The 13,675-nt window shown below is 36.7% G+C and carries 13 protein-coding genes; 8 read left to right on the plus strand and 5 right to left on the minus strand.

The window, feature by feature from the left end:
- Positions 1 to 79 precede the first annotated feature (79 nt).
- The gene (gene fabG, locus ABJ974_RS00060; protein WP_419869358.1) at positions 80 to 823 is read left to right on the plus strand and encodes a 3-oxoacyl-[acyl-carrier-protein] reductase; all 744 of its coding nucleotides are present in this window, start codon (positions 80 to 82) and stop codon (positions 821 to 823) included.
- A 50-nt stretch (positions 824 to 873) separates the two neighbouring features.
- Here the strand turns inward: fabG and ABJ974_RS00065 are convergent, their stop codons facing one another.
- Positions 874 to 1,581 carry a DUF1835 domain-containing protein gene (locus ABJ974_RS00065; protein ID WP_419869359.1) on the minus strand — a complete coding sequence of 236 codons (708 nt, stop codon included), beginning with the start codon at positions 1,579 to 1,581 and terminating at the stop codon, positions 874 to 876.
- A gap of 10 nt (positions 1,582 to 1,591) precedes the next feature.
- Positions 1,592 to 2,632: a GMP reductase gene (locus ABJ974_RS00070; protein WP_419869360.1), complete on the minus strand. Its 1,041-nt coding sequence runs from the start codon at positions 2,630 to 2,632 to the stop codon at positions 1,592 to 1,594.
- A 70-nt stretch (positions 2,633 to 2,702) separates the two neighbouring features.
- On the opposite strand from ABJ974_RS00070, the gene ABJ974_RS00075 reads away from it, so the two are divergent.
- The 3 genes from ABJ974_RS00075 to ABJ974_RS00085 are packed head-to-tail and all read left to right on the plus strand — an operon-like array spanning position 2,703 to position 5,107.
- Positions 2,703 to 3,461, plus strand: coding sequence for a prolipoprotein diacylglyceryl transferase (locus ABJ974_RS00075; protein WP_419869361.1), 759 nt, complete (start codon positions 2,703 to 2,705; stop codon positions 3,459 to 3,461).
- A complete protein-coding gene (locus tag ABJ974_RS00080; RefSeq protein ID WP_419869362.1) occupies positions 3,458 to 3,694 on the plus strand; it encodes a hypothetical protein in 237 nt (78 codons plus the stop codon). The genes ABJ974_RS00075 and ABJ974_RS00080 overlap by 4 nt, the downstream gene beginning before the upstream one ends.
- Positions 3,695 to 3,703: 9 nt before the next feature.
- Positions 3,704 to 5,107, plus strand: coding sequence for a radical SAM protein (locus ABJ974_RS00085; protein WP_419869363.1), 1,404 nt, complete (start codon positions 3,704 to 3,706; stop codon positions 5,105 to 5,107).
- Between the two features lie 38 nt (positions 5,108 to 5,145).
- On the opposite strand, the gene surE is transcribed toward ABJ974_RS00085, so the two are convergent.
- Positions 5,146 to 5,931 (minus strand): 5'/3'-nucleotidase SurE, encoded by a 786-nt coding sequence (gene surE, locus ABJ974_RS00090; RefSeq protein ID WP_419869364.1) that lies wholly within the window; start codon positions 5,929 to 5,931, stop codon positions 5,146 to 5,148.
- 140 nt (positions 5,932 to 6,071) lie between these two features.
- On the opposite strand from surE, the gene ABJ974_RS00095 reads away from it, so the two are divergent.
- The gene (locus ABJ974_RS00095; RefSeq protein ID WP_419869365.1) at positions 6,072 to 8,201 is read left to right on the plus strand and encodes a carboxy terminal-processing peptidase; all 2,130 of its coding nucleotides are present in this window, start codon (positions 6,072 to 6,074) and stop codon (positions 8,199 to 8,201) included.
- A gap of 52 nt (positions 8,202 to 8,253) precedes the next feature.
- Here ABJ974_RS00095 and ABJ974_RS00100 read toward each other — a convergent pair whose 3' ends face one another.
- Complete coding sequence (locus ABJ974_RS00100; protein ID WP_419869366.1) at positions 8,254 to 8,757, minus strand: superoxide dismutase family protein; 504 nt, start codon at positions 8,755 to 8,757, stop codon at positions 8,254 to 8,256.
- 271 nt (positions 8,758 to 9,028) lie between these two features.
- Here ABJ974_RS00100 and ABJ974_RS00105 point away from each other — a divergent pair, with 271 nt between their 5' ends.
- The 3 genes from ABJ974_RS00105 to ABJ974_RS00115 all read left to right on the plus strand — a co-directional run bounded on the left by ABJ974_RS00105 (position 9,029) and on the right by ABJ974_RS00115 (position 11,700).
- Positions 9,029 to 9,679: a hypothetical protein gene (locus ABJ974_RS00105; protein WP_419869367.1), complete on the plus strand. Its 651-nt coding sequence runs from the start codon at positions 9,029 to 9,031 to the stop codon at positions 9,677 to 9,679.
- Between the two features lie 137 nt (positions 9,680 to 9,816).
- Positions 9,817 to 11,124 (plus strand): 2TM domain-containing protein, encoded by a 1,308-nt coding sequence (locus ABJ974_RS00110; RefSeq protein WP_419869368.1) that lies wholly within the window; start codon positions 9,817 to 9,819, stop codon positions 11,122 to 11,124.
- A gap of 6 nt (positions 11,125 to 11,130) precedes the next feature.
- On the plus strand, positions 11,131 to 11,700 hold the full coding sequence (locus ABJ974_RS00115; RefSeq protein ID WP_419869369.1) for a methyltransferase family protein: 570 nt from the start codon (positions 11,131 to 11,133) through the stop codon (positions 11,698 to 11,700).
- 71 nt (positions 11,701 to 11,771) lie between these two features.
- On the opposite strand, the gene ABJ974_RS00120 is transcribed toward ABJ974_RS00115, so the two are convergent.
- Positions 11,772 to 13,625: an alkaline phosphatase family protein gene (locus ABJ974_RS00120; RefSeq protein ID WP_419869370.1), complete on the minus strand. Its 1,854-nt coding sequence runs from the start codon at positions 13,623 to 13,625 to the stop codon at positions 11,772 to 11,774.
- Between the last annotated feature and the right edge of the window lie 50 nt (positions 13,626 to 13,675).

Genomic DNA, 13,675 nt, shown 5'->3' on the forward strand with positions numbered 1-13,675 from the left:
ATCTTTGTAAACCTTTATTTTAAATAAATAAAACCACTTAAACAAGTTATAAATTAAGCTTAAAAAATCTAAACTATATATGAAATTATTAGAAGGAAAAGTAGCACTGATCACTGGAGCTACAAGAGGAATCGGGAAGGGTATTGCGGAAATTTTTGCTAAAGAAGGAGCAAAAGTCGCATTTACTTATGCCGGATCTGTAGATAAAGCGAAAGAATTAGAATCTGCTTTAAGTTCTGTAACACAAATTAAAGGATATCAATCCGATGCATCAGATTATGATGCTGCCCAAAAGCTTGTTGATGAAGTAATGGCTGAGTTTGGACAAATTGATATTTTAGTGAATAATGCGGGAATTACCAGAGACAATTTATTACTAAGAATGTCCAAAGAAGATTGGGATACGATTATTAAAGTAAATTTAGATTCTGTATTTAACCTTACCAAAGCGGTTATTAAGCCAATGATGAAAGCTAAATCCGGATCTATTATCAATATGACTTCCGTAGTAGGAGTAAAAGGTAATGCAGGCCAGGCCAACTATGCTGCATCTAAAGCAGGTGTGATCGGATTTACAAAATCTGTAGCGCTGGAATTGGGATCAAGAAATATCCGTTGTAATGCTATTGCCCCGGGATTTATTGAAACTGAAATGACTGCTGTTCTGGATGAAAAAACAGTACAGGGCTGGAGAGACGGAATTCCATTGAAAAGAGGAGGGAAGCCGGAAGATGTGGCGAATGCATGTGTATTTTTTGGAAGTGATATGTCTTCGTATGTTACCGGACAGGTGCTGAATGTGGATGGTGGGATGCTAATGTAAAATATTTCATGATTATAAATAAAGCTCAGGCTCCGAAGGAGCCTGAGCTTTTATATTTTTTCATATATTTTCCCGACCTGAAGATCACTCAATCCCAGTTCACCAAACTCTTCCTGGAATTTTTCAAAAATTGTTGGGAAATCCGCGGTCCCTTTTTCTGCTAAATTTCGGATGAAATCTTCAGGATTCTTATTCAGATAAACATCTATTACCTTTTCTAAATAATGAAAGCAAGAAGATGGTATTCCGGAAAGTTCTTTAAGAGAAATATTATCCTTATTTTTAAAAGCATTCCAAAGATGGAATGCCAGCTCAATATCTTTATCATTTAATAAAACTTTGGCTTTCAGAGATGCTTCCAAATCAGAAATAGCTGATGTTGAAAAGCCTTTCCAATCTCCGGAATCTTTTGGAAATATCCGGTAGAGCTGTAAAGTCTTATTCTTTGAAAGCAGTGTAATGCAGAACCACATATTTACCTGGCAAAACAAATCGTCTTCAAACCAAAGGTTTACTTCAGAATTATCAGGAATGTTAAGGATTTCTTCAATTTCATGAAATACTTTATCGTAGTAATGATTCTGTTCCGTATGATATTCCTGGGAAAGAAAATCAGCTCTCATTTTACAGAAATCTTTCAGATTATCAGCTTGTAAGGGGCCGGCTATTAAAGCTTCTCTAAAAATAATGGTCTCTCCCTGAATAGAGGTTTCTTTCAGCTGTTCCGCAAGACAATCACCATTAAGTATATGAAACATGATTTTAAAATTAATCTTTAAATATCTGATTCTCCTGTTCCTGTACCCGTATAAATGTTGTTCTTTTGGAAAGCTCTTTCAGTTTTGAAGCTCCCACGTACGTACATGTAGAACGTACGCCCCCCAGAATATCTTTCACGGTTTCTGAAACCGGTCCTTTATAAGCGACTCTTACCGTTTTTCCTTCCGAAGCACGATATTCAGCAACCCCTCCGGAATGTTTATCCATGGCTGTTTTGGAGCTCATTCCATAGAAAAGTCGAAACTTTTTTCCGTTTTCTTCAATGATTTCACCGCCACTTTCATCATGTCCGGCAAACATTCCTCCTAGCATAACGAAATCTGCACCACCTCCGAAAGCTTTGGCCACATCTCCGGGAACTTTACAGCCTCCGTCTGCAATAATATGACCACCTAAACCATGAGCAGCATCGGCACATTCGATAATGGCAGAAAGCTGAGGATAGCCCACTCCCGTCTTTACGCGGGTAGTACATACGGAACCGGGGCCAATGCCTACTTTAATAATATCCGCACCTACCAGAAGAAGTTCTTCCACCATCTCTCCTGTTACCACATTGCCGGCAATGATAATTTTATCAGGATAATTCGCTCTTGCCTTCTTTACAAACTGAACAAAATGTTCAGAATAGCCATTAGCCACATCAATACAGATAAATTCAATTTTGGGATGTTTTTCGAGAATCCTGCTGATTTTATCTTCATCGGATTTTCCGGTTCCTGTGCTTAAAGCGATATACTGATAGATGCTGTCCGGCTGACTTTCCAAAAACCGGCTCCATTCTTCATCGGAATAATGCTTATGAATTGCAGTAATGATTTTCTCTTTTGCCAGCTCTACAGCCATTTCAAAAGTACCTACAGTATCCATATTCGCTGCGATCACAGGAACACCTTTCCATTTCTTTTGAGTATGCCGGAAGGTGAATTCCCTGTCAAGATCCACTTCGGATCGGGATTTTAAGGTGGAGCGTTTAGGACGGAACATTACATCCTTGAATCCTAATTTTATATCGTATTCTATGCGCATTTTCTTTGTGATTAAATTTGTTGATTAATTAAAGTTAGCAAATAATCTTAAATGTAGTATTTTTGGGTACATGGATTTCCCTGTAACTTTTCAGCTTTTCGGTAAAACAATTCTGGCACATCCTCTGTTTGAAACACTGGGGATGTTTATGGGAATGCGCTATTATTATTTTTTAAAAAGGAAATCGCCTGAGAAATTATCTTTCAACACATCGGCAGCGGTATTAATCGGGGCAACAGCGGGAGCACTTATCGGCTCCAAACTTATCGGAAACCTGGAGAATCCATATACTCTGTTCGAGAATTTTTCTTTAAAAAAGATATGGTCCAATAATACGATTGTAGGAGGGCTGGCTTTTGGTTTAATTGGAGTGGAGCTGGCAAAGAAAATTGTAAGGCATAAAGAAAGCACAGGAGATCTTATCGTATTTCCTTTAATTCTTGCAATGGTTATCGGGAGGATAGGATGTTTTCTTACGGGAATTTATGAAGAAACGTATGGAATTCCTACAGGTTCTATATTTGGAATGCATTTGGGAGATCAGTATTTAAGACATCCGGTTGCTTTATACGAGATTGCATTCCTAGTTTTTATGTGGATTTATTTAAAGCGTATTCAAAAGAAAAATAAATATCCGCAGGGCTTTATTTTCCAGTTATTTATGTTGGGTTATTTTACCTTCAGGTTCTTTCTGGACTTTATAAAACCCCATGTTCATATGGTGGGGAATTTGGGAACCATACAATTAGTATGTATATGTGTAATTATTTACTACATTTATAAAATAAAAAACACATCAAACGATACCCTCAAAACTATTGAATCATGAAGTTTTTAACATTACTCGAAGTAGGTAACCTGGCCGGATTGGTTGTGATGATTGTTGGGATAATTATCCTTGGCGCTTTATTTATATCTTTTATTGTCACCCTTTTCGTTAAATTTATTTATGAATCTAAAAACGAAAAAAAATTTTCCAGAAAACAGTTCATTCAGACCATGGTAATCTGCCTTTTAATTTGTGGGCTGATCAGTGGTTATATTTGTGGTGGCGGACTTTAAAATTATATTATGCCGGTAAGAGATTATACTTATTACGATTATACAATAAGCCTATGCCCTGAGTGTCTGAAAAGGGTTGGTGCAAAAATCATTATAGAAGGAGAGGAGGTATTTATGACCAAGAGATGTCCTGATCATGGATTTTTTAAAACTAAAATCGCTTCGGATGTTCATTATTATAAGAATATAAGAAATTATAATAAAGCCTCAGAAATGCCGCTACATTTCGGAACAGATGTACACTATGGCTGCCCGTATGATTGCGGTTTATGTGTGGACCATGAACAGCACAGCTGTCTTTCCATTGTTGAGGTAACAGACCGCTGTAATCTGACATGTCCTACCTGTTATGCGATGTCTTCACCTCATTATGGAAGCCATAGAAGCCTTGAAGAGATAGAAGCCATGTTCGATCTCATTGTAAAAAATGAAGGAGAGCCGGACGTAGTACAGATTAGTGGAGGAGAGCCAACTATCCATCCGGATTTTTTTAAAATCATGAATATTGCTAAGTCCAAACCGATCAAGCACCTGATGCTCAATACCAATGGAGTAAGAATAGCGAACGATCCAGGATTTGCCGAAAAGCTGGCAACTTATGCTCCTGAGTTTGAGATTTATCTTCAGTTTGATTCATTCAGACCTGAAGTTCTAGAAGATTTCCGGGGAAAAGACCTTACGGATATAAGAATGAAAGCATTAGAAAAATTAAATGCTTTAAACCTTTCCACTACGCTTGTGGTAGTTCTTCAAAAAGATAAAAATATTGATGAAATAGGAAAAATCATTGAATTTGCCCTCCGACAGAAATGTGTAAGAGGAATCACCTTCCAGCCTGTGGAAATTGCAGGAAGAAACCGAGAAGATTCCACTTATGAAAAGATTACTTTAACCGAAGTGAGACAAGAAATTCTCAATCAGTTTTCCCTATTGAACCCTGATGATATTATTCCCGTTCCCTGTAATCCGGATGCTTTAGCAATGGGATATATTCTGAAATTGGAAGGGGAAAGAATTCCTTTAACAAGATATATTAATCCTGCTGATCTGCTGAATAATGAATCTAAAAATACTATTGTATATGAACAGGATAAAGGATTGCAGATGCAGCTCCTTGATATTTTCAGTACCGGAATTTCTGTAGATAAGGTAAAACCTAAAGTAAATCAGTTACTTTGTTGTCTTCCAGAAGTTTGTGCTCCAGATTTAGAGTATGATAATCTGTTCAGGATTATTATTATGAATTTTATGGATGCATATGACTTTGATGTAAGAGCAGTAAAGAAATCCTGTGTACATATCGTAAATAAAGATATGAAACTGATTCCTTTTGAAACCATGAACCTGTTTTACAGAGATGATAAAAAGAAATATCTCGAAGAACTGAGAAAAGAAAACAGAATTCTTTTTTAATAAAAAGCTCCAAAATTGAATTATCTTGGAGCCTAATTTTATGAGTTCTTTGAATTATCAAAATTCATTACTTCTTCCAGCGTTTTCATATATTCATAAGCCGTTAAATCAAACTTTACGGGAACTACTGAAATATACCCGTTTGCTAAAGCTGTTTCATCCGCATCTTCCGACTCATCCATATTATTGAAATATCCTGTAAGCCAGTAATATTTTTTTCCGTGAGGACTCACTCTCTCATCGAAACTTTCTTCCCATTTGGCATGAGCCTGTTTGCAGACTTTAACTCCCTTTATTTCTTCCTTAGGAAGCTTTGGAATATTGACATTAAGAACAATACCTTTTGGCATTGGATTTTCCAATGTTTTTCTAACAATATCCTGAATAAATTCTTTAGCCTGGATAAAATCAGCATCCCAACTGAAGTCGAGTAACGAAAAGCCTATAGAGGGAATCCCTTCCACTCCGGCTTCTACAGCTGCAGACATCGTTCCTGAATAAATGACATTGATAGAGGAATTGGCTCCATGATTGATTCCGGAAACGACAAGGTCCGGCTTTCTTTTTAAAATTTTGTCCAGGGCCATTTTTATACAGTCAACCGGAGTTCCGCTACACGAATAGTCCGATTGAGGTCCCTCGAGGTTTACTTCTTCAAAACTTAAGGTGGAGTTGATGGTAATGGCATGTCCCTTTCCACTTTGGGGAGAATTGGGGGCAACTACCACGACTTCTCCAATTTCATTCATAAAACTTACAAGATTTCTGATTCCAGGTGCTGTAATTCCATCATCATTAGTAACCAGAATAAGCGGTCTTTCCATAAAAAATATTTTAACAAAAATACTTAAAACTATTCGATATTTGCGAATAAGGTATTAAATTTGATAGTTTGTAACAGAAATTTAATTGTTACAACTAATAAGCAGAATCCTTAAAGAATAATAAAATACATTACAGACTTATGTGGAAAAATTTTAAGCTAAATAAATTTTTACTCCTAATACCGTTGACAAGTCTTATTTTTTGTTTCAATTCACCTAAAAATGATGATGAAAAAATGCAGACGATAATGGTGAGTGTGAAGAATACACTTTCTTATTTACACTATAGCCCAAAGCCCATCAATGACGCTTACTCTAAAGATGTTTATAAACATTATTTCGAATTGGTAGACCCTGCAAAGAGGTATTTCCTGCAATCCGATATGGATGAGTTTGCCAAACACGAAACAAAACTGGATGATTACCTGAACCTCGGGGATCTTACTTTTTATAAACTTACCATTGACAGGCTTTACCAAAGAGTAGATGAAATCGATAAAATCACTCAGGATATCTTCAGTAAACCGATCAATCTGGAAGAAAATGACTCCCTTACCTTAGAGCCTAAGCTCAAAAAAGTTCCGGCTAATAAAGAGCAGCAGTATAATGAATGGAGAAAGTTCATTAAATATAATATTCTTCAGGAAATAGAATCTTTAAACAGTAAAGAGCAGGCCCAGAAGGAGAAAAAAGATTCCGTACAGAAATATAAGCTTAAAGATACTATCAAGCTTGTCGTTCTTACTCCGGAACAAAAGAGAATAAAAGCGACTGATGAGGTGAAAGACCTTGTGAAGGAAACCTTTACAAGATTCAAAAAAAGAAAAAAAATGGACTGGTTTACAGTCTATATGAATGCTTATACTGAAATTTTCGATCCGCATACCAACTATTATTCCCCTAAGGATAAAGAGGATTTTGATACCAATTTTACCGGAAAAGTAATTGGGATCGGCGCTATTATCCAGGAGAAAAAAGGATATTTATATCTGGGAGCTTTAACAATCGGTGCTCCGGCATGGAAATCCAAACAGCTTTCAGAAGGTGATAAAATCTTAAAAGTAAGATCCAAGCCGAAAGATGATGCCGTAAATGTGGTAGGAATGCTTTCGGATGAAGCGGTAAGACTGATCCGTGGAGAAAAAGGAACTCCGGTTACTTTAACGGTTCAGAAAAAGGACGGAACCATTAAAGATGTAACTATGGTCCGTGAAGAAGTGGCTATCGAAGATACATTTGCAAGAAGTATCGTAGTAAACTCTCCAAATGGAAAGAAATACGGATTTATTAATCTCCCTAGCTTCAATGCCGATTTTGAAGATCCTAACGGAAGAAATGCCTCTGATGATATTAAAAATGAGATCATTAAGCTTAAATCTCAGAATATTGAAGGGATCGTTTTAGACCTTAGAAATAATGGAGGAGGTTCATTAACGGAAGTAGGTGATATTATGGGGCTTTTCATGAAAGCCGGACCCTATGTTCAGGTAAAAGACGGAAACGGTAAAATCCAGACCTTAAAAAATAAAAATGATGATCCTATATGGACAGGTCCTCTGGTGATCATGCAAAATGAACTTTCAGCATCTGCATCCGAAATTTTAGCCGGAGTAATGCAGGATTACGGCAGAGCAGTAATTGTAGGCTCTCCTCAGTCTTTTGGAAAAGGAACGGTACAGACCTTTGTAGATCTGAACAGGTTCCTGAATACGGAAGATGATTTCGGATCTTTAAAGCTTACCATTCAGAAGTTTTATAGAATTACCGGAGAATCTACCCAAAGAAAAGGGATCGTTTCCGATATTCAGATGAAAGACTTCTTTACCTATGCGGAAATAGGAGAACGTTACGATGATTATGCCTTAGCATGGGATAAAATTCCAAGCACTCCTTTCCAGAAGGTTAATTATTTCGATATTAAAGCATTGGAAAGTGCCAGTGCAGCCAGAATGGCTAAAAATACCAACTATCAGCTTTTATTGGAATCTGCACAATGGAGGGAAAAACTGGATAAGGAAGAAAGCATTACCCTTAATATTAATAAATTCAATGAGGTAATGAAACATAGAAAAGCCCAGATCGAAAAATTCAAGGCATTGAATAAATTTGAAAACGGACTTCAGTTTGTAATGTATCCTGCCGAAGTGGAAAGAGAGAAAAAAGATGAAGCCTTCAAGAAAAAATCTGAAATGTGGGTGAAGAATCTCAAAAAAGACCTTTATCTGCAGGAAGCTATGAATATAGTATCAGATATGGCAACCAAACAATAAATCATAAAAAAGCCTCTAATCCATTAGAGGCTTTTTATTTTGAAGCTGGTGATTAATTAATTTCCACACATCCCACTCTTCCGCCGGCATTCCCGGTAGGCTGTGTATGGAAGTCGTCCTTATCTGCATGGATGATCAATCCTTTTCCGATGATATTTTTAGACTCGTCAGTGCATCCAAGGCACCATTTATCCGTTTTAAATACCAATTTGGCATTTCCGTTCTGATCAGCAACAAGATTTCCGATATCTCCCATATGGAAGTGCTCAGCACCCCATTTTCCATGATCATTTTTAGAAGGATTCCAGTGCCCTCCTGTTGAAGTTCCGTCTGCAGCAGAGCAATCTCCTTTTTCGTGAATGTGAACCGCATGGATTCCCGGAGTAAGATGGGTAACATCAAGGTTCATTACCACTTCATTTCCTTTTTGAGTAAATTTAGCGGTACCTCCTGTCTGGGTGTTACTTTTGGCATTTACCGAATAAGTTTTCGTCGTTCCGCAAGAAACAGCGAATAAAGCGCACCCCACTAATAAGGCTAATTTTTGTGATTTCATTTCTTTTATAGTTTAAAGTGATTAATAATTTCATAAAGTTAGACATAAATTTTTAAAGGGGATCGAATAGGACTTGTATCAGGAAAGCAGAATATATATTCTCCGCGGATTTGTTAAGAGCCGCAATCAATATTCATAGTTGAAAGTAAAAAACAGATAATCGTTCATAAAAATTATAAAAAAATTAATAACACCTGCTTTTGATAATCAGATCATATGTATTAAATACATATCTTTGAAAAAAAGATAAAAGAATATCAAAATTAAAATAATGAAGAAATATCTATTAAGTTTTGCTTTGGCTTTTATGAGTCTGAATGCCTTTGCGCAGGCAGATTACGATAAAGCCATGACAGAAAAGATCGCTAAGATCGAAACCTGCAAAACGGCTGAAGATTTCCAGGCTTTGGCCACTGATTTTCATACAATAGCAGGAAAGGATGAGACAAAATGGCTTCCATTTTATTATGCTGCTTTTGCCAATATCCAAAAGGGAAGAGTATTAATGAGAGATGGTAAGACGGAAGATCTTGATTTCATTGCAGGTCAGGCCCAGAAGTATCTCAGTGCCGCACAGCATGCCGCACCTTCGGATAATGCCGAAATTCATTTGTTGAAGAAAATGGCTTATTCTTTAAAAATGATGGTTAATCCCCAGCAAAGATTCATGACCGATGGAACCAAAGCAACAGAAGAACTGAAGATTGCGGAAAAGCTTGATCCCAATAACCCGAGAATAGCCCTTATAAAAGCAGAAGATATGTACTTTACTCCTGAGCAGTATGGAGGAAGTAAAACAAAAGGATTGGAATTATTCCGGCAGGCACAGGAGAAATTTAACAGTTATACACCTAAGACTTCTTTGGACCCGAACTGGGGAAAAGCAGAAGCCGAGTATTTTTTAAGCCAGAACAAAAAATAATTATATATCTAGCTGCATATGGTCTTCCGGTGACGGGAGACTTTTTTTTACCTTTCGGTAAGACCAATATACCATCCGGTGGAAAATAATTTCGGAAACCCTTAGCACGAACTAATTTTGGATCAGGAAAATTCATTATGAAACGCAAAGATTTTATTATACTGTGGTGGATATCACTGGCAACGACCTTGCTGTTTTTCTTATTTTTTTCAGAAGAAAGAAGTCTGCAAAGTTTTGGGATAACCTTTCTGATATCTGCTATGTACTCCTTTCTTATCGGAATAGGAAACGGGGTTTCCAATGAACTTTTAAATAAAAAGATACCGTGGGCCGAAAAAACAACTTTAAGGGTAATAATAAGTATCGTCTGTATTTTAGTTATCAATTTTATTCTGGTTTACATCTGTAATTATATCAATTTTGTGATGATCCAAAAGGTGGCTACAACCGAACAGTTCTTTTCGGGGAAATATAATTTCATTAATTGGTTTATGATCAATATTGCCCTGCTGATCTCTGCTTTTCTCCACGCCAGAAGCTTTATGGAAGAGCTGAAAAAATCCTCTAAAAAAGAGGTTGTGGAGCAGAAATTAATTGCCGGTTCTGCCAATGCCCAGCTTGAGAGTCTTAAAAACCAGCTTGATCCTCACTTTTTATTTAATTCCCTGAATGTTTTAAGCTCTTTGATTGATGAAAACCCGGAACAAGCTCAGAAATTTACGGTCTCTATGTCTAAAATCTACCGCTATGTTTTGGAACAAAAGGATAAAGAACTTGTTACTATTGAGGATGAAGTAGGTTTTGCACAGACTTATTGCAACTTATTGAAAACAAGGTTTGAAGACAGTGTAGATTTCTCCTTTGAAGTAAGGCAGGAGGACTATAAGAAATATGTTGTTCCTCTTTCATTACAGCTTCTTCTGGAGAATTGTATAAAACATAATTATGCAACATCTTCAAAGCCTCTTCAAATCAAAATATTTTCTGAAGAAGGAGCTTTATGTATTGAGAATAATCTTCAGGAAAGAGAGCAGATTAAGGAAAGCTCAGGAATTGGACTTGCCAATATTGTACAGCGGTATTCCCTGCTTACAAAAAAGAATGTTTTTATTGAAAAGTCAGTGGATTTTTTTAAAGTAAAGATTCCCATGCTATCAGATAAAGTAGAGATAATTCAGGAGGTTCAGGAAGAAGAGGATGCCTCTTATGCAAAGGCGAAGAAGAGAATGAAAGAAATTAAAAGTTTCTATGCCAACCTTATTTCCTATTGCGTAATTATTCCCTTTCTTGTTATTCTGAATCTTATTACCTCACCCAAAAATCTCTGGTTTTACTGGCCAATGCTGGGTTGGGGTATGGGCTTAATTTCTCATGGACTGAGTGTCTTTACGATCGGCAAAAACTGGGAAGAAAAGAAAATCAAAAAACTAATGAACAAATCTTAAACCAATATGAAAACACTTTCTTTGCTATTTTCTATTTCAATGGTTTTGTGGATAGTAAGTGAAATCATCTACAAACAAACATTAAAGTCCGGAGCAGCAGATAAAAAGGATAAAGACAAGTCTACACTCAATATATTATGGATTGTATTTCTTATCTCTATTGCATCGGCTGTTACTATTTCCTATCGAACCCGGTTTCCTGTATCGGAAGGTTTATGGATAAAGTATATGGGAGAGTTTCTGATTCTTTCGGGACTTTTATTAAGATTCATAATTATCAGATCTTTAGGGAAATACTTTACGGTAGATGTTACAATAAAGAAAGATCACAAGATCAAAAAAGAAGGATTTTACCGGTGGGTAAGGCACCCTTCCTATTCTGCTTCTTTGCTGACCTTTTTGGGATTGGGAATTTATTTGAATAACTGGATTTCACTTGTTTTAGCAGTTATACCTCCATTGCTGGCTTTCAATCACAGGATAAAAGTGGAGGAACAGGCATTGGTAGAACAGTTCGGAGAAGAATATATTGAATATAGGAAATCCACCAGAAAAATTATTCCTTTTATTTATTAAAGTATTTTAAAAAGATAATAGAATGCACAGACTGGCATTCTATTATCAAATTATATTGAAATGATTGGTGTTTATCTTTTGATAAAGCTTTTGGTAATACCCTTTTTATCGGTAATAATTTTGAGGTAATAAAGTCCTTGTGCCAGGTTATTTACGTTGAGTTTTTCCTCATAAAGGCCATTGAAAGAGGTGATCTTTTTGGAAAGAATTACGGCTCCCTTTGTATCAATGATCTGTACATCAGATTGTTTGCTGGTATCTTTAAATTTTAGATTAAGCGTCTGCTGAACCGGATTGGGAAAAATAACCGGATCATCCTGAATTGTTTTATTATTTTTTACGGACAATACAGCTTCCTGGCAGTCAGGCAGTCTATTTACTCCGTCTATATTCCATGAGCTTTGAATAGGTATACACAGCCAGTTCAGAACCGTAGGAAAGTGATCTGTTTGCCTTGTAGTATTTAAATAATTAAAAATTTTGAAGTTGTTATGAGTATTTAAAATACGGGTAGGAGAGCCCGTGATGATACTGTTATTTTGATGGGAGCTGGAATCTGTCAAGATGTTTCCGGAAGTTTCATCACATCTCCAGTTTGCTAATAACTGGGAATAATAAGGATGGGAAGAATCTATATTTTGATTGGCCCATTGGATGATGACATCATTTGGGATTACGCTTTTCCATATCCTGATATCCTTGTAAGAAGCCGAAAGGTTGGCTCCATAAGTATTAGTTCCATCCTGATTGATGGTAAGAGGGAGTCCGGAATCTATATTCCCGATTGTTTCCATTTTTGCAAAAGTAACGACCACTCCATCTTCATATAAAGTGACCAGGCCATCTCTGTCAAAACTGACTGCAATATGTTTCCATTGATTAGTTGGAAGTTTTCCTCCAACCAGGTCAATCCTGTGAGTACCGTCACCGATATTCACTTTATAAGTCTGTCCGGAATATCTGGAGATTACAAATCCTTTATTTTTCCCGCTGTTCCAGTTTTTATTGCTTATCAATACGGGGTCGCTAGAAAAGCTGGAGTTTGGTTTTACCCAGAATTCAATGGTAAAATCCTGTGTGGTGCCAAACGTGAAAGCGGTTTGATCGGATGGCTTTGCAAAGGTTCCTGCGGGTAAGTTAAGCTGATTAAATGTAGTATTGGTTTCCGAAACTGTTTTACTGAATTGCTGTGGTAAGATATTAGGGTTGGAATAGACAGTAAAGATATTTCTTTCTGATAGGTTTCCTCCTCCGTGGCCGTTATTTACAGCCCCATGATCGGTTGTGAGAACCACCAGCCAGTCTTCGTTGTTATAGGTAGATCTGCTCTTCATGGCATTAACAATGTCTCCGATATAGGAATCTATGGTTTCGATGGAAGAGATATACTGAGGAATGGCTGAAGAAAAACCGTAGGTATGTCCGGCATGGTCCACATCATCAAAGTCTATAAACAGTATATCCGGATTATCTTTTTGTAAGGCACTTATGGCCGCATCTTTAACTGCAAGGTCAGTGCTGAAGTTGGATTTAACATCGGCATTCTGAACAATTTTATCATTAACAGGCGACCAGTTGGCTAAGGAAATTGTTCTTAAATTGGAATTATAAGATTCGGCTCTGGATAAAAAATCAGGAAAATTTGAGAAATTAGGGTTGGTAAAATTATTGTCCTGTATATTATGCTTGGTATGCCATACGCCCGTCAGCATGGTACTCCAGCCATTTCCACTCCAAGTAGTCGCTGCACACAGACCATCCAGAGAATATACGGAGGTAGAGATAAGACTTTGAATATTAGGAATATTTGCGGTTATCATTACATCGGACCGGCATCCGTCTATTCCGATGAATAGTACTTTTTTAGTCTGTGCACCAAGGAGACAGCTCATTCCCAGCAGAATGGAAAGTATTTTTGTTTTCATAATAAAGAAGTTTACAAATAGTTATTTAATCTTAATAATTGTAAAAATAA

This window comes from Chryseobacterium sp. CT-SW4, assembly GCF_048572715.1.
Taxonomy (GTDB): Bacteria; Bacteroidota; Bacteroidia; order Flavobacteriales; family Weeksellaceae; genus Chryseobacterium.